Genomic DNA, 20,039 nt, shown 5'->3' with positions numbered 1-20,039 from the left:
CCTGCACCGATGCCCGCCGCACGGTCGACAGACGTGCTGCCGCACGCTCGACGAGCACCGCCCACCTCAGGACCGCAGCGCCGCGTGCCGCCCACCCGACCGCCGCCTCCGGGCCGCCAGCCGAGAAGACGCATGACCACGACGACACACGACGACGCCCGCCCCGACGCCCCCGAGGGCGACCCCGCGCCCGGGGGCTCGTCGGCGCTCACCCCCGCCGACCGCCGCCGACTCACGCGGACGCCCGATCCTCGTGTCGTCACCGCCGTGCTGGCCTTCTCCGGCCTCGTCGCGGCGCTGATGCAGATGCTCGTCATCCCGATCGTCCCGTCGTTCCCGGAGCTGCTCGACGCCGACCCCGCCGACACGACGTGGATCATCACCGCGACCCTGCTCGCCGGAGCCGTCGTCACCCCGATCGCAGGACGCCTCGGCGACCTGATGGGCAAGCGCCGCATCGTGCTCGCCCTGGTCGTCGTGATGATCGTCGGGTCGATCGTCGCCGCCTCCACGTCGGAGCTCGTGCCCCTGATCGTCGGACGCGCGCTGCAGGGCACCGCCCTCGGCATCATCCCCCTGGCGATCAGCATCCTCCGCGACACGCTGCCCGCCGAGCGCCTCGGCGGGGCCGTCGCGCTCGTCAGCGCCACCCTCGGCTTCGGCGGCGCGGTCGGCCTGCCGCTCAGCGCCTGGATCTCGGTCACCTTCGACTGGCACGTCCTCTTCTGGACCGCTGCCCTGCTCGGCGTCGTCGTCTTCGCCCTCGTGGCCTGGCTCGTGCCCGCCAGCACGCTCCGGACCGAGGGCCGCTTCGACCTGCCGGGAGCGATCGGCCTCGCCGTCGGGCTCACCGGCGTGCTGCTCGCGGTCTCGAAGGGGAACGACTGGGGCTGGCTCAGCAGCTCGACCCTCGCCTCCGGCCTGGTGGGCCTCGCCGTGCTGGTGCTGTGGGGCTTCTACCAGCTGCGGGTCAGCAGCCCGCTGGTCGACCTGCGCGTCGCCGTGCGACCCGCGGTGCTGCTGACGAACCTGGCGTCCGTCGCGCTCGGCTTCGCGCTCTTCGGCAGCAACGTGTCGCTGCCGCAGCTGCTCGAGCTGCCCGCCGAGACCGGCGTGGGCCTCGGCCAGAGCATCATGGTCGCGTCGCTCTGCCTCGCGCCGTCGGGCGTCGTGATGATGCTGATGGCGCCGGTCGCCGCACGGGCCACGGCGCGTTTCGGCGCCCGCATCTGCCTCGTCGTCGGAGGGTCGATCATCGTCGTGAGCTACGCCGTCGCGGCGGTCGCGTTCGACCAGGTCTGGCAGATCGTGCTCGTCTCGGTGCTGATCGGCTTCGGCATCGGACTCGCCTACGCGGCCATGCCCACGCTGATCATGCACGCCGTGCCCGCGACCGAGACTGCCGCGGCCAACGGCCTGAACACCCTGATGCGCTCGCTCGGCACGACCAGCGCCTCGGCCGTCGTGGGGCTGCTGCTCACCGCCAACTCGATGCCGTTCGGGGACGCCTCGGTGCCGACGGAGGCCGGGTTCCGCCTGACGTTCGTGCTCGGCGGGGCCGTGGCGCTGCTCAGCGTGCTGCTCGCCGTCGCGATCCCGCGGCGTGGGCCCGTGTACGCGGACGCGGCGCTGCCGACCGGGCCGGTGCGCACGCGCTGACCCGCGCCTCCTCGGCTCTGCCCTGCGTGTGCGCCCCTGCGCTCTCCTCATTCAGGAACATCGCTCCTGATCCGCGCGGGCAGGGGCAGGTGGGTCCTGAACGATGCACGACTCAGGACTTCATGACGCGCGGGTCCTGAATTGTGCGAGGTCTGAGCGAAGCTCCCGCTCGGTCCTTCGCCCTGGTGCCGCCGCTGCTCTCCCCTTCTCAGGGACATCGATCCTGAGAACGCGTTGCCCAGGATCGCGAGTCCTGAATCGTGCACGACACAGGAGATCGCGATGCCCTGGTCCTGAATCAAGCGAGGTCTGCGAGGAGGCGGCTGCGCACGGTCCTGAGGGAGCGTGCTGCCCGGATGCCTCGTAGCCGCCGAGGGCGGGTGTTCCGGGTCGAGGGCGGGTCGTCAGCTACCCGCCCTCGACCCGTTTGACCCGCCCTCGACGCGAGCGACCCGCCCTCGACGCGAGCGACCCGCCCTGGACGTCAGGGACCGGCACTCGAGCAGCGGGCGTGCGGCAGGCAGACGCGCGAGTCGCGACGCGGTCAGCGGTGCAGCGCAGGGACGATCAGGTAGATGCCGTAGAGGACTCCGAGGCCACAGAGGACGAAGCACGCGTAGCCGGCGACCGTGCGCACGGGGCTCCGGTCGTCGACCGTGAGGAGGCGGAGCCCCAGCGAGTAGACCGCCACCAGGGCCGCTGCGGAGAACAGCGACACCAACGCGACGGTGAGGAAGGCGGACCAGTCGATGCTCATCGGGTCGTCCCGTCGTCGGTGCGGTCGGTGCGGTCGGTACGGTCAGCGGTCGCCGTCGCGGCGGCGGCGGCGGGCGGGTCGTCGAGCCGGACGAACGGCGCCTCCACTCCCCCGGCGGGCGTGTCGACGCGGCCCTTCTTCTCGGCGCGGCGGGCACGGCGGCGTGACAGCACGCTGGTCGCGGCGACGTCGACCTCCATGGCGGCCGACTGGTCGTGCGGGCGACGGCGCGAGAGCAGGAAGATCCCGCCGATGACCGCGACCCCGACGACGGCGTCGACGACGAGCCCGACGATGCCCGCGGAGGCGATGAAGGCGGCGACGGCTCCCACGGCGGCGCTCGCGGGCAGGGTGATGAACCAGGCGGCGACGATCTTGCCGGCGGTGCTCCACTGGATCTTGGCGCCGCGGCGTCCGAGCCCGGCCCCGATGATCGAGCCGCTCGCGACCTGCGTCGTCGAGAGCGCGAAGCCGAGGTGGCTCGACGCCAGCACGGTGGCCGTGGTGGAGGCCTCGGCGGAGAAGCCCTGGGTCGGCTTGACCTCGGTGAGGCCGCCTCCCATGGTCTGGATGATCCGCCAGCCGCCGGTGTAGGTGCCGAGCGCGATCGCGAAGGCGCAGACCACGACGACCCAGAGGGGCGGGCCGGAGCCTGCTCCGAGGGCGCCCGACGCGATCAGGGTCAGGGTGATGACGCCCATCGTCTTCTGGGCGTCGTTCGTGCCGTGCGCCAGCGCGACGAGCGACGACGTGAAGATCTGGCCGTAGCGGAACCCGCCCCGCTCGCTCTTGTCGTCGCGCCGGCGCGTGATCCGGTAGGCCAGCCGCGTGGCCGTGTAGCCCACGAGGCCCGCGATCAGCGGTGCGAGCAGTGCGGGCAGCACGACCTTCGAGAGCACGACCGAGAAGTCGACCGAGCTGAGGCCGGCGCCCACGACCGCCGCGCCGATCAGCCCGCCGAAGAGCGCGTGCGACGAGCTCGACGGCAGGCCGCGCAGCCACGTGAACATGTTCCAGACGACGGCGCCGATCAGGCCCGCGAAGATCATCTCCGGCGAGATCTGCACCCCGCCGTCGCCCTCGCGGATGATGCCGCCCGAGACCGTCTTCGCCACCTCGGTGCTGAGGAAGGCGCCCACCAGGTTGAGGACGGCCGCCACGGTCACCGCGACCTTGGGCTTCATCGCCCCCGTCGCGATCGGGGTCGCCATGGCGTTGGCCGTGTCGTGGAACCCGTTCGTGAAGTCGAAGAAGAGGGCCAGGACGATGACCAGGACGACGATGAGCGTGAGATCCACCGGGCAACACTCGCACCCCGGTGAACGGCGGTCAACTCGACTGTGCACGGCGCGCATCGAGGAGGTGGACGGCAGGTGTCCGACGACTGCGAGCCGAGCGCGCGGCGCGAGCAGCGACCCGCTCCGCCGGGCGGTGTCCTCTCCCGCTCCCCTCAGACGTGCGGCACGAACTCCTGCCAGGCGCGGCGGCGGTCTCCGCGCGGATCCTCCTCGATGCGGTCGACGTCGTCGATGACCAGCGTGCGACGGTGCTCCGGCTCGTAGACGGGCCAGTCGGCGACCACTCCCGTCTGGACGAACTCGACCCAGCGGGCGCGCATGCGGGCGGCGGTGCGGAGGAAGGCCCGTCGGCCGCCGAGGAGGCTCATCGCCCAGCCGAACGGCGTGCGCATCCGGTCGTAGAGCGCCCAGAGCTCGAGGCCGTGGAACGCGTCGACCCCGGCCACGCGGAGGATTCGCGGCGCGGCGTCGAACCGGTAGAACCGCACGGGCTGGTGGCGGGCGTGCCGCTCGGCCACCTTGATCGACGGGAACCAGAACGCGTAGTCGCCGCCGAAGTCGAGCGCCGCCGGCCGGTCCGGCAGCCCCGGGTACAGCTTCTTCAGCGCCTTGCGGGACGGCTTCGCGGTTGCGGCGAAGATCGCACGGATGCGCGGCTTCGTCGTCGCGAGGATGTCCCTGCGGCCGGTGAAGACCGATCCCTCGCGGTCGTTCGTGCCGATGATCAGGGGCACCGGGTGGGCCCGGCCCGCCTTGAAGGCGTCGAGGGGCCGTTCCGGCAGCACGTCGCCGTCGATCACCGGGCAGAAGCAGATCGTGCCCGGCTCCTCGTCCGGGGTGCGCAGCTGCAGCTCCGCCGCCGCCCGCACGATCGACGCGACCGGCGCCTCCTCGAGCATCCGCGCCGCGTCGTCGAGCGAGGTCGACTCGAGGTCGTCGTCGCCGACCTGGTGGCTCAGCAGCTCGAGGAACTCGCCCGCCCAGCGCTGCGTGACGGCGGGCAGGTAGACGGCGTTGGTCGGCGAGCTCTGCGCGATCGCCCGGGCGAAGAGGCCACGGGCCGACGGCACCGTCATCAGAGTCGTCACCGCGTTGCCGCCCGAGCTCTCGCCGGAGAGGGTGACCGCGTCCGGGTCTCCCCCGAACGCCGCGACGTTGTCGCGCACCCACTCGAGCGCCGCCACCTGGTCGCGGAGCCCCAGGTTCGACTCGACCGGGCGCTCTGGCGTCGACCAGTGGGAGAGGTCGAGCCAGCCGAGCGCGCCCAGCCGGTAGTTGATGCTGACGTAGACGAGCCCTGAGTCGCGCACGAGGGTCTCGCCCTGTCTCGGGTACTCGCGCGACGAGCCGACGCTGTAGGCACCTCCGTGGACGTAGACGAGCACCGGCAGGCGGTCGCCCGGCCGCGCCCCGCGGGGCGCCAGGACGTTGGCGGTGAGGCAGTCCTCGTCGAGGGGCGTGCGTCGGTCGACGCCGACGAACTGGCCCCTGTCCTGCGGGGCGGCCGGGCCGAACTCGGCCGCGTCGCGGACGCCCTGCCAGGGAGCCGCCGGGGCCGGGGCCCGGAAGCGGCGAGCGCCCGTGGGGGCCGCGGCGTACGGGATGCCTCGCCAGGCGAGCACGCCCCTCCGAGGCACCCCGCGGACGAGTCCCCCCGTGGTCTCGCGCAGCAGGGCGTCGTCGTCGGGGGCAGGGGTCACGACCCGACTCTACGAGCAGGAGGCGGACGCCGCGGGCACCGGTCAGGGACACCTCGCGAGGCTGTCGCGCACCGGCCGTCCGCCCGACGACCGTCGTTCATCCGGAGTTCTCCGAGGTGCCGCCTGAGAGACTGGTGAACGACTTCACACGCTGCACTTCTGCACCGACGGAACGGGGACTCACGCCGCATGGAACTCGCCGAAGTGCTGATCATCCTCTCGGGCTCGCTCCTCGTCACGGGCTTCGCGCGCTGGAAGGGCCTGCCTGCCCCGCTGCTCACCGTCGCGGTGGCGCTCGCCGTGTCGTTCATCCCCGGGGTCCCCGACATCCAGATCGACAGCGAGGTCATCCTCACCGTCGTGCTTCCGCCGCTGCTCTACTCGGCGTCGCTCGACGTGTCGTTGCTGAACTTCCGCGAGAGCCGGGTGCAGATCCAGCGGCTGGGCATCGGCGCGGTCGTCGTGACCGCGTTCGTCGTGGGCGGGGTCGCCTACGTGCTGATCCCCGACATGACCTGGCCGGCCGCGGTGCTCGTCGGCGCCGTCGTCGCCCCGCCCGACGCGGTCTCGGCCGCGGCGATCGGCCGCAAGCTCGGCCTCCCCCGCAAGGTCATGACCGTGCTGTCAGGCGAGAGCCTGATCAACGACGCGGCGTCGCTGACGCTGGTGAAGGTGTTCCTCGCGATCGTGGGGGGCGCCTCCTTGACCCTGTGGGAGGACCTCGGCATCTTCGGCCTCGCCATCGGGGTGGGCGTCGCGGTCGGCCTCGTGCTCGGCTTCGTCGCGCACCGCGTGCGGATGCGCATCGACGACCCCGTGATCGAGAACGTCATCGGGCTGCTGCTGCCGTTCATCGCCTACATCACGGCCGAGGAGCTCAGCGGCTCCGGCGTGCTCGCCGTCGTCGCCGCCGGTCTCTTCGTCGGGTTCAACTCACCGCGCACCGGCTACGCGACCCGGCTGCAGGAGCGCCCGTTCTGGGCCGCCGCCGACGTGCTGCTGGAGGGCTTCGTCTTCGCCCTGATCGGGCTGCAGCTGCGGACGGTCGTCCAGGAGGTGGCCGAGAGCGACCGAGGACTCGCCCAGAGCGTCGGGGTCGCGTTCGTCGTCCTCGCGGTGGTCGTGCTCGTCCGGCCCGCGTTCGTCTTCGCCAGCTACTACGCGGCCCGTGTGCTCCGCTACCTGCTGTTGTCGCGCCTCCTGCGGGGCATGCGGCGGGTGCCGGCGCTGCGGCGCGTGCGGTACCACCCGCAGCCGCGGCTGGACTGGCGGCAGCTGACCGTGATCTCGTGGACGGGCATGCGCGGGGTGGTGACGCTCGCCGCCGTCGTGTCGATCCCCGCGGTGACCGAGAGCGGCGTCCCCGTGCCGGCCCGCGACACGATGTTCCTGATCGCGTTCGTCGTGACCGTCGGCACGCTGCTGCTGCAGGGGCTGACCCTGCCCGCGCTGATCCGCCGGCTCGGCGTGCAGGACGCCAGCCAGCGCGACCGCGACCTCGCCGCCGAGCTCGCGCTCTTCGCGACGAGCACGGCCGAGACGCTCGAGCACGTCGAGGCGCGGCGGGCGGCGTGGACGGCGCAGTACGGACCTGAGCTGACCGAGCGAGCGATCCAGGCCGCGACCGCACGGCTGGTGCGACAGAACGACGCCCTCCGGCGCGGTGCCGTCGAGGACGCCTCCGACCGCACCGTCACGGGCGCCGAGCGCGACCGCCGACGCGAGGTGCCGCGGGCGATCAGCAGGATCCGGCGTGAGCTGCTCGACAAGCGGCGCGAGGTGGTGCTCCGCGAGCGCGACGCGGGCGCCCTCGACGAGGAGGTCATGCGCCACGTGCTGCTCGGCATCGACGCGGAGGAGCTCGCCATGGACACCAACGCGATGTCGAGCACGCGGTCGTGAGGGGCGGGCGTATCGTGACGGCGAGCGAGAAGGAGGACGCGTGACGTCGACGAAGCCCGAGACCGGCCGCTTCCGCCTCTGGTACTCGACCCTGCACCCGTCGCTCCAGCTGATCGGCCTGCAGCTCTGGCTGCCGCTGTTCTTCATCGTCGGGTTCTGCCTCTGCTACATCGCCGCGTTCCACGCCCCGCACCCGCACGACGTGCCGATCGCGGTCGTCGGGTCGTCGTCCGAGCTGCAGCGGTCACTCGACGCGGCCGACCCCGGCGTCTTCGTCGTCCGGGGCGAGAGCACCGTCGAGGAGGCGCGCGAGGCCGTGCGCACCGGTCACGCGGCGGTCGCCTGGGACCCGGCCGACTCCACGATCTACAAGGCGAGCGCCCACCAGTACCAGGTGTCGGCGCTGATCCCCGCGATGCTCACGCCGGTGCTCCAGGCCGGAGGTGCGACGCCCGTCGTCGAGGACCTCGCGCCCCTGCCCGCCTACGACGAGTACGGCACGGTGTCGCTCTACCTCATGCTGGCCTGGTGCATCGGCGGCTACATGGTCGCGATGTTCATCGGCCTGATGGGGGCGCCGCTCCGGCACCGCACCCGGGTGTCGGTGATCGTCGTCGGCGCGATGCTGATCTCGCTCATCACGAACACGCTCGCCGGGCCGGTGATCGGCGCGGTGCAGGGGCACTGGGGCGAGCTGGTGCTGCTCGGCTGGGCCTGGATCACGGCCATCGGCCTCACGGTGAACGGGATCAGCTACTTCGCGGGGCGCTTCGTCGCGCTGCCCGCGATGATCGTGTTCGTCTTCCTGTCGATGCCCGCCTCGGGCGGCGCCTACCCCTCGTGGTTCATGCCGCAGCCGTTCGCCTGGCTGAATGCCGTGGTGGTCGGCAGCGGCATCACCGAGATGCTCAAGCGCGTGCTCTACGACGTCGGGCCGGGCTACGGCCGCGGCCTGACGATGCTGGTCAGCTACGCCGTCGCCGGGATCGTGCTGATGATCATCGGCAAGGCGTGGTGGGAGCGGCGGCGCATCCGGCGGATCGTGACCGGCCGCACGACGATGTTCGCCGACGCCCAGGCCGCGAACCGCGAGTTCCTCATCGGCGAACGCGACGACGTCCTCGCGCGGCACGGACTCGTCGCCACGGACACGGGCAGCATCGACACGGTGCCGGACGACGAGCGGCGACGGTACGAGGCCGGTGCGGACGACGGCTCGGACGTCGACGGCGACGTGCACGGCGACATGTTCCTCGGGGCGCCGGGCGGCCTGGAGGACACCGGGCTCGACACACGACCGGTGCGGGTGGTGCCGCGGGCGGACGACGGCGACGGCGGGTCGCGCTAGCCGGCCGGGAACGACGACGGGCCCGTGTGCAGCGCACACGGGCCCGCGTCGCGGTCGGCCGTCGATCGCCTGGTCAGCGGCTCCCGGCAGCGACCGCAGCCGCTTCGCGCCTGGCGAGCAGGGCCTGTTCGGCGGCCCGGTCCGAGCGCGCGAAGCGGACGGCGACGACCGCGAAGCGCAGGAGCACCGCGGCGGTGCCGATCAGGGAGAGTGCGAGTCCCGTGCTCCCCAGCACGGCGCCCACGACGACCGCGGCGACGGCTGTGGCCCACCCGAGGGCCACCACCCATCGCGGTGTCGTCAGGGACAACTCGGCCCACCGTCGCGCATCACCCGTCGTGCGTGTCGCACGGATCGTGACGGCCTGGTGTCCGCTCATGTCGCACTCTCTCCTGATCGTGTTGATCTGTCACCCGAATGACTCGTCTCGATCGACTGTAGGGATCCCGCCCCCGGCGTGCGTCCCCCTCTTGCGGGGGCACCCGAGAGGGGGCAGAACGCGCCGGAGTCCTCCGTTCTGCGGACCCGGCGGGCCGTCAGGAGGCGGGCAGCGGCCGGTCGGAGACCACCGTCGCGAGGTCGTCGCCGAAGGTGAACTCGCGCGCCACGTGTCCCCCGGAGAGCACCGCGGGCAGCCAGCGACGCGCGTCGTCCCACATCTCCCCGAGAGGCAGGTCGACGACGTCGTGCCACGCGGGCACGAGCTCGTCGCTCTCGACCGGCTCGCCCCGCCAGCGCGTCGTGACGAAGACGGACGACCGCTGGCTCCACGACTCGCGGTGGGGGAAGAGGTAGAGCAGCTCGCCCCGGGGGTCGAGGTCGGCAGGGTCGACCGTCACCCCCGCCTCCTCGGCGATCCCGCGGACGGCGGCCTCGAGGGCCGTCTCGCCGGGCTCCAGCTTGCCGCCGAGGCCGACGTGGTACCCGACGCCGAGGCCGGTCTTCTTTCGGCCGAGCAGCACCTGGACGACCCCGTCGCGCTCGCGGAGCAGGTACGTGACGCAGACGCGGTAGGGCATGGCGCCCAGGGTAGCGAGGCCGAGGAGGCGCCGAGGAGTCGTGCGGGAGGCGCCGCGTAGGGTCGTCGTCATGCCCGAGACGCCCGACGCACCCCGCGGCGGCGTGCCGGAGTTCCGCGGCGCCGGTCGGAGCCTCGAGGTGCTGCGGGCCGAGGCGCACGACGAACTGGCCGCCCTCATCGAGCTGCGCTGCCGGGGCGGCGAGGACCCGTGGGACGTCGTGCCGTCGCTGCCGACCGTCGACGAGCAGGTCGTGATCGGGATCCGCGCGGACGCCCGTGGCGTCGAGGGCGTGCCCGTCGCCGGCGGGCTCGGGGCGGAGGACGAGCTGAGGTTCCTCCGCGGGGTGGCCCTGTGGCACCCGGAGCTGTCGCGGGCCGTGTGGTCGCTGATGGGGCGGATCGACGCGGCGTCGCACTGACCGGTCGCGGTGTCGGTGAAGCGCTGTCGGGGGTCGCGGCTAGCGTGGCCGCATGATCTGGAGCGACGTCCTCACCGTGACGCTCGGCGCGTTCCTCGGCGCCGGGGCGGCCTTCGGGTCGAACCTGCTCGTGCGCCTTCTGGAGTCGCGTCGGGCCGAGGCCTCGGCCCTCAACGAGCTGGTGACCGAGATCCACTTCCGGCGCGTCCTGCGCCGCGTCTCGGCGACGCGCAGCCCCGACGCGGCGACGCGCGACCCCGACTGGCAGCACGCCCGGCGGTCGATCGGCGCGCTGCGGGGCGTCATCCGTGCCGCCCGTCGTCGCACGCGGCCGCGCTCGACCGCGTTGCCGGTGCTCAACGAGATGACGCTGGCCTGCAACACGTTCCTCGACGACAGCGAAGACGCACCCGACCTCTACCGCCTCCACCTCATGCAGCTGCACGCCCGGCTCAACGAGAGCGTCCGGCGCCTCCGCGACCCGCGTCGGGCCATCGCCGACCTCGAGCCGGGCGAGGCGCACCTCGCCCCGACCGTCGCGGGGCTGCGGGCCCCGACGACCCTGCTGGCTGACGACGGACTGCGGCCCGGAGGCGCGGGTACCGTCGCCCGCATGACCAGCGACGCGCACGCCGACCAGCCCGACCCCGCCGACCTGCCCGACCCGGCCGAGGTGCCGGACGACGACCTCGACGGCCTCGCCACGCTGCCCGGCGTCCGGACCGCCGGCGGTGCCGAGAAGGCCGGCACCCCGGAGGCGGCGTCGGAGATCCGCCGACAGGAGGCGGCTCCCGACCCGGCCGACAGCCACGTCGCCTCCGACGAATACCCCGACGTGCCCGAGCAGGACGGCCTCACGGGGTCCGACCGCAGGGTCTGAGCCGGGAGCCGGGAGCCGGGAGCCGGAGCACGACGCTGCAGCCTGGCTAGGCTGGCCCGATGGCCTCCCTCACCCCTCCCCGTGCCCCGCAGAAGCCCGTCGTCCGGAGCCACCACGGCCACGACGTCGTGGACGCCTACGAGTGGCTGCGCGACAAGGAGGACCCCGAGGTGATCGCCCACCTCGAGGCCGAGAACGCCTACACGGCCGAGCAGACCGACCACTTGGCAGCCCTTCGCGAGACGATCTTCGAGGAGATCAAGGGGCGCGTGCAGGAGACCGACCTCGGCGTTCCTGTCCGCGAAGGCTCCTGGTGGTACTACTCGCGCACCGCCGAGGGCGAGCAGTACGGCATCCACTGCCGCGCACCGATCTCCGGGCCGGACGACTGGACTCCCCCGGCGATCGCCGCCGACCGCCCCGCCGAGGGCGAGCAGGTGCTGCTCGACGGCAACGTCGAGGCCGAGGGGCACGACTTCTTCTCGCTCGGCAGCTTCGACGTCTCCGCCGACGGCACCCGCCTGGCCTGGGCCGTCGACACGACGGGAGACGAGCGCTACCTGCTGCGCGTCCGTGACCTCGAGACCGGCCGCGACCTCGACGACCGTGTCGAGGACACCGCGCCGGGCGCCGTGTTCGACGCGACCGGCGAGTGGATCTTCTACCCGACCGTCGACGAGGCGTGGCGTCCCGACACGATCTGGCGTCACCGCGTCGGCACGACGGGCGACGACGTCGTCGTGATGACCGAGCCCGACGAGCGCTACTGGATCGGCGTCGGCCTCACCCGCAGCCGCCAGTACCTGTTGATCGAGATGGGCTCGAAGATCACGAGCGAGACCTGGCTCCTGGACGCGACCCACCCGACCGGCGAGTTCCGGGTCGTCTGGCCCCGCCGAGAGGGCGTCGAGTACGAGGTGGAGCACGCCGTGATCGCGGGCAGCGACCGCCTCCTCGTCGTCCACAACGACGGTGCCGAGAACTTCGAGCTCGTCGACGTGCCGGCCGACGACCCGACCTCGACGACCGACCGCCAGGTCGTCGTGCCGCAGAGCTCCTCCGTCCGGCTGGAGTCGGTCGACGCCTTCGCCGGCCACCTCGTCGTCGAGTACCGGCGCGAGGCGCTGCCCCGGTTCTCGGTCGTCCCCCTCGGGCCGGACGGCATCGGAGAGCCGGTCGAGGTCGAGTTCGACGAGCCGCTGTTCTCGGCAGGGGCCTCGGGCGGCCCGGAGTTCGCCCAGCCGACCGTGCGGTTCGTCCACACCTCGTTCACGACCCCCTCGACCGTCGTCGACCTCGACGTCCGCAACGGCGAGCGCCGTGTGCTCAAGCGCCAGGTCGTGCTCGGCGACTACGACCCCGCCGACTACCAGCAGGCCCGCGAGTGGGCGACGGCCGCGGACGGCACCCGCATCCCGATCTCGCTCGTCTGGCGTCGCGACGCCGTCCGGGTCGGCGAGCCCGCCCCGCTGCACCTCTACGGCTACGGCTCGTACGAGCACAGCATCGACCCGGGCTTCAGCGTCGCCCGCCTCTCGCTGCTCGACCGCGGCGTGGTCTTCGCGGTCGCGCACGTGCGCGGCGGCGGTGAGATGGGCCGCGCCTGGTACGAACAGGGCAAGACCCTGTCGAAGAAGAACACCTTCACCGACTTCGTCGACGTCGCCGACCACCTGATCGCCGAGGGCCGCACCAGCCCCGAGCTGCTGGTCGCCGAGGGCGGCAGCGCCGGCGGCCTGCTGATGGGCGCCGTGGCCAACATCGCGCCCGAGCGCTTCGCCGGCATCGTCGCGGCGGTGCCGTTCGTCGACGCGCTGACGAGCATCCTCGACCCGTCGCTGCCCCTCACCGTGATCGAGTGGGACGAGTGGGGCGACCCCCTGCACGACCCCGAGGTGTACGAGTACATGGCGAGCTACACGCCGTACGAGAACGTGCGCGAGGGGGCGACGTACCCGCGCATCCTCGCGGTCACCTCGCTGAACGACACCCGGGTGCTCTACGTCGAGCCCGCGAAGTGGACGGCGCGGCTGCGCGACGTCGGCGCTCCCGTGCTGCTCAAGACAGAGATGTCGGCGGGCCACGGCGGCGTCAGCGGACGCTACGAGTCGTGGCGCGAACGGGCGTTCGAGCTCGCCTGGCTGCTCGACGTGCTGGGTCGCGCGTAGGCCGACGTGGACGACGACGTGCGGGACCCGGGCAGGCCGGACCACGTCGCGCTGCTGCGCGGCATCAACGTCGGGACGGCGAAGCGCGTGCCCATGGTCGAGCTGCGAGCGGCCGCCGAACAGCTCGGACACGAGCGCGCCGCCACGCTGCTGAACAGCGGCAACCTCGTGTTCGCCGCCGATCGTCCGCTCGGGGCCGAGGACGCCGACGCCCTCCGGGCAGCCGTCCGGGAGCGCACGGGCGTCGACGCCGACCTCGTCGTGCTCGGCGGAGACGCGTTCGCACGGATCGCGGCGGCGAACCCGCTGCGCGACGGGTCTCGCGAGGCGAAGCTGCTGTCGGTCGCGTTCGCCCAGGCGGGGCGCCCCGTGGTCGAGGAGGCGCCTCCTGCGTCCGACCTCGCCCCCGAGCTGATGGTCGTGACGGGCGAGGCCGTCTACCAGTGGCTGCCCGACGGCGTCCTCGCCAGTCGCGTGCCCGCCGCGTGGTGGCGGTCGCTCGCCGTGCCGGTCACTGTCCGCAACGACGCGACCGTGCGCAAGATCGAGGCCCTGCTGGCGTCGCGCCGCGTCCCCTCCTCCTCCTGAGGCCCGCCGCCGCCGCCGGAGACCTGCCGCCGCCTCCCGACCTTGAGGGCGCGTATTCCGGGCCGGGGGCGGGTCGTCGCTCACCCGCCCTCGACCCGGAATACCCGCCCTCGACCGTTCCGTGGCTGCGGGAGCACCGACCAGCGGGCAAGGCCGGGAACGGGCAGGGTCAGGCGGGCTCGGCGCCGAGGCCGCGCGCGAGCTTGGAGCGCGATGCCGACGGGACCGCGCCGGCCGCGAGCAGACGTTCCTCGATCGCGTCGAGCAGGGCGTCTCCCGACGGGCCGTCGACGCCCGGGGCGAGCTCCGCCTCCCACTCGCGCCAGCGACGGACGACAGGCTCGGTGCCCTCTCGACTCGACACCGTCGCCGTGACGACGTCGTCGGCGAGCTCGGCCAGGGCCGCACCGGCGACGTCGAGCAGCGTCGTCGCCGTGCGAGTCGTCTCGAGCACGATCACGGGCGCGACCGACCGGCCGCCGATCTGCTCCGCGACGCGGGCGAGCAGCTCGGCGGGGACTCCCTCGCCCTCCGAGCCGAGGGGCGCGTGCACCTCGCGCCTCCCCCGGGTGCTGCCGCCGGGCTCGCCGGCGGACGAGTCCGCCGCCGAGTGGTCGGTTCCGGTTGCTCCCGTACGCTCCGACGACGTTTTCTGACCGCTCGAGGCCGAGCCGGCGGCCACGGGCGGCAGCTTGAGGTGCCAGCCCTCGTCGTGACCGCCCGTCCGTCGCCGCAGCGTGATGTGAGCAGCCAGCAGGAGGTGGTCCTCCGTGTCGTGGTAGACGGCCCGCAGGTGCGCGGGGGCGTCGCGCTCGACGCGGGCGACCTCGAGGACAGGGCCGGCACCTCCCGCGAGGTCGGCCCTGCTCGTGACGCCGTCGAGGTCGGGGACGACCGCCTCCGCGCCGACGTCGTACTTGCGCTCGATCTCGGTCTGCTCGCGGGTGCTCATGCACACCGTTCTAGTCGGCCGGTCTCCGAGCCTGCCGGGCTCCGAGTCCGCCGGTCTCCGAAGCCGTCCGCGGGCGTAGGGTCGGGGGATGAGCGACGTCGCCCCGACCCTTGCCGGATGGATGGCGCGACAGCGCTGGTACGCCACGAAGGGCAGCGCGCCCGCGATCCGGGTGATCGGCTCGTTCGAGGCCGATCTCGACGGCGTCCTCGCGATGACGCTGCTCGTGATCGACGAGGCGCCCGAGCTGCCCGTGCTCTACCAGGTGCCCGTCGTCGCGCGGCGCACCCCGCTGCCCGGCGGCGACGCGGCGTTCATCGGCTCGGCCGACGACCTTTACCTCTACGACGCCCCGCACGACCCCGCGTATGCGAAGCACCTCTTCGAGCTGATGTCGAGCCGTGCCCACGTGGACGGGTCCGACGTCGTGGTCGACGGCACGCCGCTCGTCGAGGCCGGCCGGGTGCGCAGGTCGCGCGTGCTGAAGGGCGAGCAGTCCAACACCTCGATCATCTACGACCTCGAGGGCGGGCCCGTCGAGCACGCCATCGCGAAGGTGTTCCGGGTGCTGCACCACGGCGACAACCCCGATGTCACGACCCAGGCAGCCCTGACCGAGGGCGGCTCGACGCGGGTCCCGACGACGTTCGGCTCGCTGCACGCCACCTGGCCCGACCCGGGCCGCGACCACGGCGAGGCGCGCGGGCACCTCGCCTTCTCACAGGAGTTCCTCGCCGGGGCCGAGGACGCCTGGCGCGTCGCCCTCGACGCCGCCGGTGCCGGCGAGGACTTCACCGTGTCCGCCCGTGAGCTCGGCACCGCCGTCGCCGAGGTGCACGCCACCCTGGCGGAGCAGCTCGGCACGGTCGACGCCGACAACTCCGCCGTCGCCGAGGCCCTGACCAGCATGCGACGCCGCATCTCGATCGCGGCCCGCGAGGTGCCCGAGATCGCCGAGCACGAGGAGGCGGTCCTCGCCGTCTACGACGCGGCCGAGTCGCTGACGTGGCCGCGCCTCCAGCGGATCCACGGCGATCTGCACCTCGGCCAGGCGCTCAAGTCGCCCAGCCGCGGCTGGACGCTGCTCGACTTCGAGGGCGAGCCGCTGCGGCCGATGCCCGAGCGCTCTCGTGCCGACCTCGTGCTGCGCGACATCGCGGGCATGCTGCGCTCGTTCGACTACGTCGCGGGCTCGCTCGCACAGCAGACCCCGCCGGTCGACGCCGCGGCGTGGGCACACGACTCCCGGGTGGCCTTCGTCGACGGGTACATCGCCTCCTCGGGGGTCGACGTGCGCGCCCAGCGCGCCCTGCTCGACGCGTTCGAGATCGACAAGGCCGTGTACGAGGCCATCTACGAGAAGCGGAACCGGCCCGACTGGATCGGCATCCCGCTCGCCGCGGTCGCGCGGCTCGTCGCGCGCTCGGGCCGCCGCGCGGGCTGAGCCTGCACCGCCGCCTCTGCCCTCGGGCCACGCGCGCTGGTGGCAGAGCGGAGGAGGCGCGGCGCCGGTCCCCGGGGACCGGCGCCGCGCCTCCTCCGCTCTGGGCACAGCCCCCTACGGCCGCGGCACGTTGCGCAGGTTCGAGCGCGCCATCGACACGACCTCGCCCGCACCTCCGTTCATCACGATCTTCGACATGGCGAGCGAGAAGCCCTTCACCTGCGCCCCGGTGATCGCGGGCGGCAGCGAGAGCGCCTGAGGGTCGGTCGCGATGTCGATCAGCGCCGGTCCGTCGTGCTCGAACACGGCCTCGAAGCCGTCGCGGAGGTCGCCCGGATGGTCGACGTGCACGGCGTGGATCCCGATGGAGCGGGCGACGGCGGCGTAGTCGACGTAGGGCACGTCGACGCCGAAGTCGGGGTAGCCGTCGACGAGCATCTCGAGCTTGACGAGACCCAGGGTCGAGTTGTTGAAGACGACGATCTTGACGGGGATCTCGTACATCTTCGCGGTGATCAGCTCTCCCATCAGCATCGAGAGCCCGCCGTCGCCCGACATCGAGACGACCTGACGACCGGGGAACGCGAGCTGGGCGCCGAGCGCGTGCGGCAGGGCGTTCGCCATCGAGCCGTGCAGGTACGAGCCGAAGACGCGACGGCCGACCGTCGGCGTGATGTACCGGGCGGCCCAGACGTTGGCCATGCCCGTGTCGGCGGTGAAGATCGCGTCGTCGGCGGCGATCTCGTCGAGGATCGACGCCGCGTACTCGGGGTGGATCGGCACCAGCGTCTCGGCCTTCTTCGTGTAAGCGCCGACGACGCTGCCCATCAGCTTCTCGTGCTTCTTCAGCGTCTTGTCGAGGAACCGGCGGCTCTTCTTGGGCTTCACCAGCGGCTGCAGCATCCGCAGGGTCGGCAGCACGGCGCCGTGCACCGGCACGTGCACCGTCGCGCGACGACCGATCACGGCCGCCTCGACGTCGACCTGGGCGATCTGCACCTGGTCGCCGTCGGGCAGGAACTGGGGGTACGGGAAGTCGGTGCCGAGCAGCACGAGCAGGTCCGCGTCGTGGATGCCTGCGTGAGCTGCCCCGTAGCCGAGCAGGCCGGTCATGCCGACGTCGTAGGGGTTGTCGTGCTGGATGACGTCCTTGCCGCGCAGGCTGTGGCCGATCGGCGCGCCGACCACCCCGGCGAGCTCGATGATCTCGTCGTGTGCGCCGCGACCGCCCTCGCCGACGAAGAACGCGACGGTGCCGGCGGCGTTGATCGCGTCGGCGAGGGCCTGCACGTCCTCCTGCGCGGGGACGAGCTCGGGTGCACGGGTCGTGAGGTGGGGCGGGGTCGCGCCCTGCGCCTCCAGCTCGGCGACGTCGCCGGGCAGCGTGACGACGCTGACGCCGTGGCCGGCCACCGCGTGCCGGATGGCGGAGGCGACGACCGACGGCGACTGCACGGCCGTCGAGATCATCTCCGAGTAGCCCGAGCACTCGACGAAGAGCCGGTCGGGGTGCGTCTCCTGGAAGTAGTCGGTGCCGATCATCGCGCTCGGGATGTGGCTCGCGATCGCGAGCACCTTCGCGCGGCTCCGGTGCGCGTCGTAGAGGCCGTTGATGAGGTGCAGGTTGCCGGGGCCGCACGAGCCTGCGCAGACGGCGAGCTCACCGCTCATCTGGGCGTCGCCGGAGGCCATGAACGCGGCGGCCTCCTCGTTGCGCACGTGGATCCAGTCGATGCCGCCCTTCGCCGAGCCACCGGTGCGGCGCACCGCGTCGACGATCGGGTTGAGGCTGTCGCCGACGATCCCGTAGATGCGCCGTACCCCTGCGGCCACGAGCTGGGCGATGATCTGGTCGGCGACGGTGTCTGCCACGGGGTCCTCCTGGTGCGCGATGGTGTCGGGCGAGCGGTGCAGGCGTCCTCACCCGCGCCTCCTCGACCCGTGTCCTCCCAGCCAACTCCCCCGTCCCTCACCGTCGACCGGGCATAGCCTTGTCGCATGACCGACACCGCCACCTCCTACGTCCCCGAAGCCGGCTCCGTCACGATGTTCAGCACGTCGTGGTGCGGCTACTGCGCCCGCCTGAAGCAGCAGCTGGGCAAGCAGGGCATCGGCTTCACCGAGGTCAACATCGAGGAGGTCGCGGGCACCGCCGAGATCGTCGAGAGCGTGAACGGCGGCAACCAGACCGTGCCGACCGTGATCTTCCCCGACGGCTCGACCGCGACGAACCCGTCGCTCGCCGACGTGAAGGCGAAGCTCGGGCTGTAGCGCCCCGCGCCTGCGACCGGCGCCTACGACACGAGAACGCCCCGCCCCTCCGTCAGGAGGCGCGGGGCGTTCTGGCGCAGCGGGTCGTGTCAGCCCTGCGGTGCGGCCGCGAAGAACTCGATCTGGTTGCCGTCGGGGTCCTTGACCATGAGGGTCGTGCCGAAGTCGGGGTCCTCGAGGTCGGACTCGATGCCGACCGAGGCGGCGTGCTCCTGCCAGGCGACGACGGCGTCGCGGTCGGCGACGGCGAAGCCGATGTGGTCGAGGCCGGGCACGGTCGGGTCGAACGGGACCGCCTTGCCGTCCGTGTAGGCGGTCACGCCGAGGATCTGGCCGTTGCCGACCGAGAAGAGGCGGCGGTCGAGGCCGTCCAGCACGATCTGCCCGACGGGCGGGGCGCCGAGCAGCGACTCGTAGAACGCGAGGCTCGCGTCGAGGTCGGACACGGTGATGGCGACGTGGGCGTAGCCCTGGATCTCGGGCATGGTGTGCTCCTTCGGGTGCGTGCGTGCGGTGATCTCCCGACCCAACTCCCGCCTCCTGGGAGGCGTCCCTCCCCCGTCGCCCGCACTCGCTCATCGTCCACAGGACCGACGCGAGGAGGCGCGGGCCCCGACCCGTGGACGCCACGCTGGCCGCGTGCTCCCCTCCCGCGCCTCCGGCCTGCTGATCCGGTCCCGTCACGACGACCCCGCCGAGCGTCGGGCGCACGCCCGCGGCGAGCTCGTCCGCGTCGCGCCCGGCCGCTACGTCCGCGCGGCGGACTGGGCGCCGCTCAGCCCCGAGGACCGCGTGGTCCTCCGTGCCGTCGCGACGCTGGATCGCCTCGGGCGGACAGCCGTCGTCTCGCACGTCGCCGCAGGCGCGATGTGGGGCATGCCGCTCGTGGGCGTCCCCCCGTCGACGACGAGCATCACGGATCCCGACCGCGGCCGCACGCACACCGGCGACCACGTGACCAAGCACGCGGCGGCCCTCTCGGACGTCGACCTCACGACGGTCGAGCACATGACCCTGACGACGCCGGCCCGGACGGCCGTCGACATCGCTCTCACCGCCTCCCGAAGTCAGGCCGTGGCCGTTCTCGATCACTGCCTGCGGGCCCGGCTCTGCACCCTCGACGAGTACTGGGCGGCCCTGGACCGACGTGACCGTCGGCGGGGCACCTCGCGGGTCGTGTGGGTCGGCGCCTTCGGGTCTCCCCTGGCCGAGTCGGCAGGCGAGTCCGTGCTGCGCGTGGCTCTCGACGGGCTGGGCTTCCCTCCTCCGCAGCTCCAACGGCCGTTCCGCGACGAGGTGGGCCTGATCGGCTACGGCGACTTCTGGTGGGACCACATCGGGCTGCTGGACGAGTTCGACGGCCTGAAGAAGTACCGCGCTGCCGAGTACCGAGGCGGTCTCAGCGTCGAGGACGTCGTCGTGCGCGAGAAGCTGCGCGAAGACCGCCTGCGCGCGCTGCCCGAGGTGCGCGGCGTCGTCCGGACAGTGTGGCGCGACCTCTACCGCCCCGCGGAAGTGGCGGCCGCGCTAGCTCGCGCGGGCCTTCATCGACAACGCACCGGGTTTCGTACACTGCACCGGGACTAGACGCGGTGCAGTGTACGAAGCCCGGTGCAGTGTCGAGACGGCAGC

Annotated in this window: 18 protein-coding genes; 10 read left to right on the top strand and 8 right to left on the bottom strand. The window is 72.7% G+C overall.

The window, feature by feature from the left end; all coding sequences use genetic code 11:
• The first annotated feature begins 132 nt into the window (after positions 1-132).
• On the top strand, positions 133-1,659 hold the full coding sequence (locus ES689_RS11980) for an MFS transporter (RefSeq protein WP_146904685.1): 1,527 nt from the start codon (positions 133-135) through the stop codon (positions 1,657-1,659).
• A gap of 544 nt (positions 1,660-2,203) precedes the next feature.
• On the opposite strand, the gene ES689_RS11975 is transcribed toward ES689_RS11980, so the two are convergent.
• The 3 genes from ES689_RS11975 to ES689_RS11965 all read right to left on the bottom strand — a co-directional run bounded on the left by ES689_RS11975 (position 2,204) and on the right by ES689_RS11965 (position 5,414).
• A complete protein-coding gene (locus ES689_RS11975) occupies positions 2,204-2,416 on the bottom strand; it encodes a hypothetical protein (RefSeq protein WP_146904682.1) in 213 nt (70 codons plus the stop codon).
• Complete coding sequence (locus ES689_RS11970; protein ID WP_146904679.1) at positions 2,413-3,714, bottom strand: inorganic phosphate transporter; 1,302 nt, start codon at positions 3,712-3,714, stop codon at positions 2,413-2,415. The genes ES689_RS11975 and ES689_RS11970 overlap by 4 nt, the downstream gene beginning before the upstream one ends.
• A 152-nt stretch (positions 3,715-3,866) precedes the next feature.
• On the bottom strand, positions 3,867-5,414 hold the full coding sequence (locus ES689_RS11965) for a carboxylesterase/lipase family protein (RefSeq protein WP_146904676.1): 1,548 nt from the start codon (positions 5,412-5,414) through the stop codon (positions 3,867-3,869).
• Positions 5,415-5,603: 189 nt separating this feature from the next.
• Between ES689_RS11965 and ES689_RS11960 the strand changes: the two genes are divergently transcribed.
• Positions 5,604-7,316, top strand: coding sequence for a sodium:proton antiporter (locus ES689_RS11960; protein ID WP_146904673.1), 1,713 nt, complete (start codon positions 5,604-5,606; stop codon positions 7,314-7,316).
• Between the two features lie 40 nt (positions 7,317-7,356).
• Positions 7,357-8,664 (top strand): ABC transporter permease, encoded by a 1,308-nt coding sequence (locus tag ES689_RS11955; RefSeq protein ID WP_146904670.1) that lies wholly within the window; start codon positions 7,357-7,359, stop codon positions 8,662-8,664.
• Between the two features lie 73 nt (positions 8,665-8,737).
• Here the strand turns inward: ES689_RS11955 and ES689_RS11950 are convergent, their stop codons facing one another.
• Positions 8,738-9,043, bottom strand: coding sequence for a hypothetical protein (locus ES689_RS11950; protein ID WP_146904667.1), 306 nt, complete (start codon positions 9,041-9,043; stop codon positions 8,738-8,740).
• A gap of 157 nt (positions 9,044-9,200) precedes the next feature.
• Positions 9,201-9,755, bottom strand: a complete 555-nt coding sequence (locus tag ES689_RS11945; protein WP_146904664.1) for an 8-oxo-dGTP diphosphatase — start codon at positions 9,753-9,755, stop codon at positions 9,201-9,203.
• On the opposite strand from ES689_RS11945, the gene ES689_RS11940 reads away from it, so the two are divergent.
• From ES689_RS11940 to ES689_RS11925, 4 genes are read left to right on the top strand one after another with little or no spacing between them, the layout of a single operon-like run.
• Complete coding sequence (locus ES689_RS11940; protein WP_146904661.1) at positions 9,754-10,104, top strand: hypothetical protein; 351 nt, start codon at positions 9,754-9,756, stop codon at positions 10,102-10,104. The genes ES689_RS11945 and ES689_RS11940 overlap by 2 nt on opposite strands.
• Before the next feature lie 52 nt (positions 10,105-10,156).
• Positions 10,157-10,984 (top strand): hypothetical protein, encoded by an 828-nt coding sequence (locus tag ES689_RS11935; protein ID WP_146904658.1) that lies wholly within the window; start codon positions 10,157-10,159, stop codon positions 10,982-10,984.
• 59 nt (positions 10,985-11,043) lie between these two features.
• Positions 11,044-13,152, top strand: coding sequence for a S9 family peptidase (locus ES689_RS11930; protein WP_146904655.1), 2,109 nt, complete (start codon positions 11,044-11,046; stop codon positions 13,150-13,152).
• 6 nt (positions 13,153-13,158) lie between these two features.
• A complete protein-coding gene (locus ES689_RS11925) occupies positions 13,159-13,740 on the top strand; it encodes a DUF1697 domain-containing protein (RefSeq protein ID WP_146904652.1) in 582 nt (193 codons plus the stop codon).
• Between the two features lie 169 nt (positions 13,741-13,909).
• On the opposite strand, the gene ES689_RS15925 is transcribed toward ES689_RS11925, so the two are convergent.
• Positions 13,910-14,692: a CYTH domain-containing protein gene (locus ES689_RS15925; RefSeq protein ID WP_223269566.1), complete on the bottom strand. Its 783-nt coding sequence runs from the start codon at positions 14,690-14,692 to the stop codon at positions 13,910-13,912.
• A gap of 88 nt (positions 14,693-14,780) precedes the next feature.
• Here ES689_RS15925 and ES689_RS11915 point away from each other — a divergent pair, with 88 nt between their 5' ends.
• The gene (locus ES689_RS11915; RefSeq protein ID WP_146904649.1) at positions 14,781-16,136 is read left to right on the top strand and encodes a phosphotransferase; all 1,356 of its coding nucleotides are present in this window, start codon (positions 14,781-14,783) and stop codon (positions 16,134-16,136) included.
• A gap of 114 nt (positions 16,137-16,250) precedes the next feature.
• Here the strand turns inward: ES689_RS11915 and ES689_RS11910 are convergent, their stop codons facing one another.
• Positions 16,251-18,008 (bottom strand): pyruvate dehydrogenase, encoded by a 1,758-nt coding sequence (locus ES689_RS11910; RefSeq protein ID WP_146904646.1) that lies wholly within the window; start codon positions 18,006-18,008, stop codon positions 16,251-16,253.
• A 126-nt stretch (positions 18,009-18,134) separates the two neighbouring features.
• Here ES689_RS11910 and ES689_RS11905 point away from each other — a divergent pair, with 126 nt between their 5' ends.
• On the top strand, positions 18,135-18,407 hold the full coding sequence (locus ES689_RS11905; protein WP_146904643.1) for a mycoredoxin: 273 nt from the start codon (positions 18,135-18,137) through the stop codon (positions 18,405-18,407).
• An 89-nt stretch (positions 18,408-18,496) separates the two neighbouring features.
• Here ES689_RS11905 and ES689_RS11900 read toward each other — a convergent pair whose 3' ends face one another.
• Positions 18,497-18,892: a VOC family protein gene (locus ES689_RS11900; protein WP_146904640.1), complete on the bottom strand. Its 396-nt coding sequence runs from the start codon at positions 18,890-18,892 to the stop codon at positions 18,497-18,499.
• A 154-nt stretch (positions 18,893-19,046) separates the two neighbouring features.
• On the opposite strand from ES689_RS11900, the gene ES689_RS11895 reads away from it, so the two are divergent.
• The gene (locus ES689_RS11895; RefSeq protein WP_146904637.1) at positions 19,047-19,994 is read left to right on the top strand and encodes a hypothetical protein; all 948 of its coding nucleotides are present in this window, start codon (positions 19,047-19,049) and stop codon (positions 19,992-19,994) included.
• Positions 19,995-20,039 lie beyond the last annotated feature (45 nt).

This window comes from Frigoribacterium sp. ACAM 257, assembly GCF_007954365.1.
Taxonomy (GTDB): Bacteria; Actinomycetota; Actinomycetes; order Actinomycetales; family Microbacteriaceae; genus Frigoribacterium.
The sequence above is the reverse complement of the archived record's forward strand: the minus strand, read 5'-3'. Positions and strand labels throughout refer to the sequence as shown.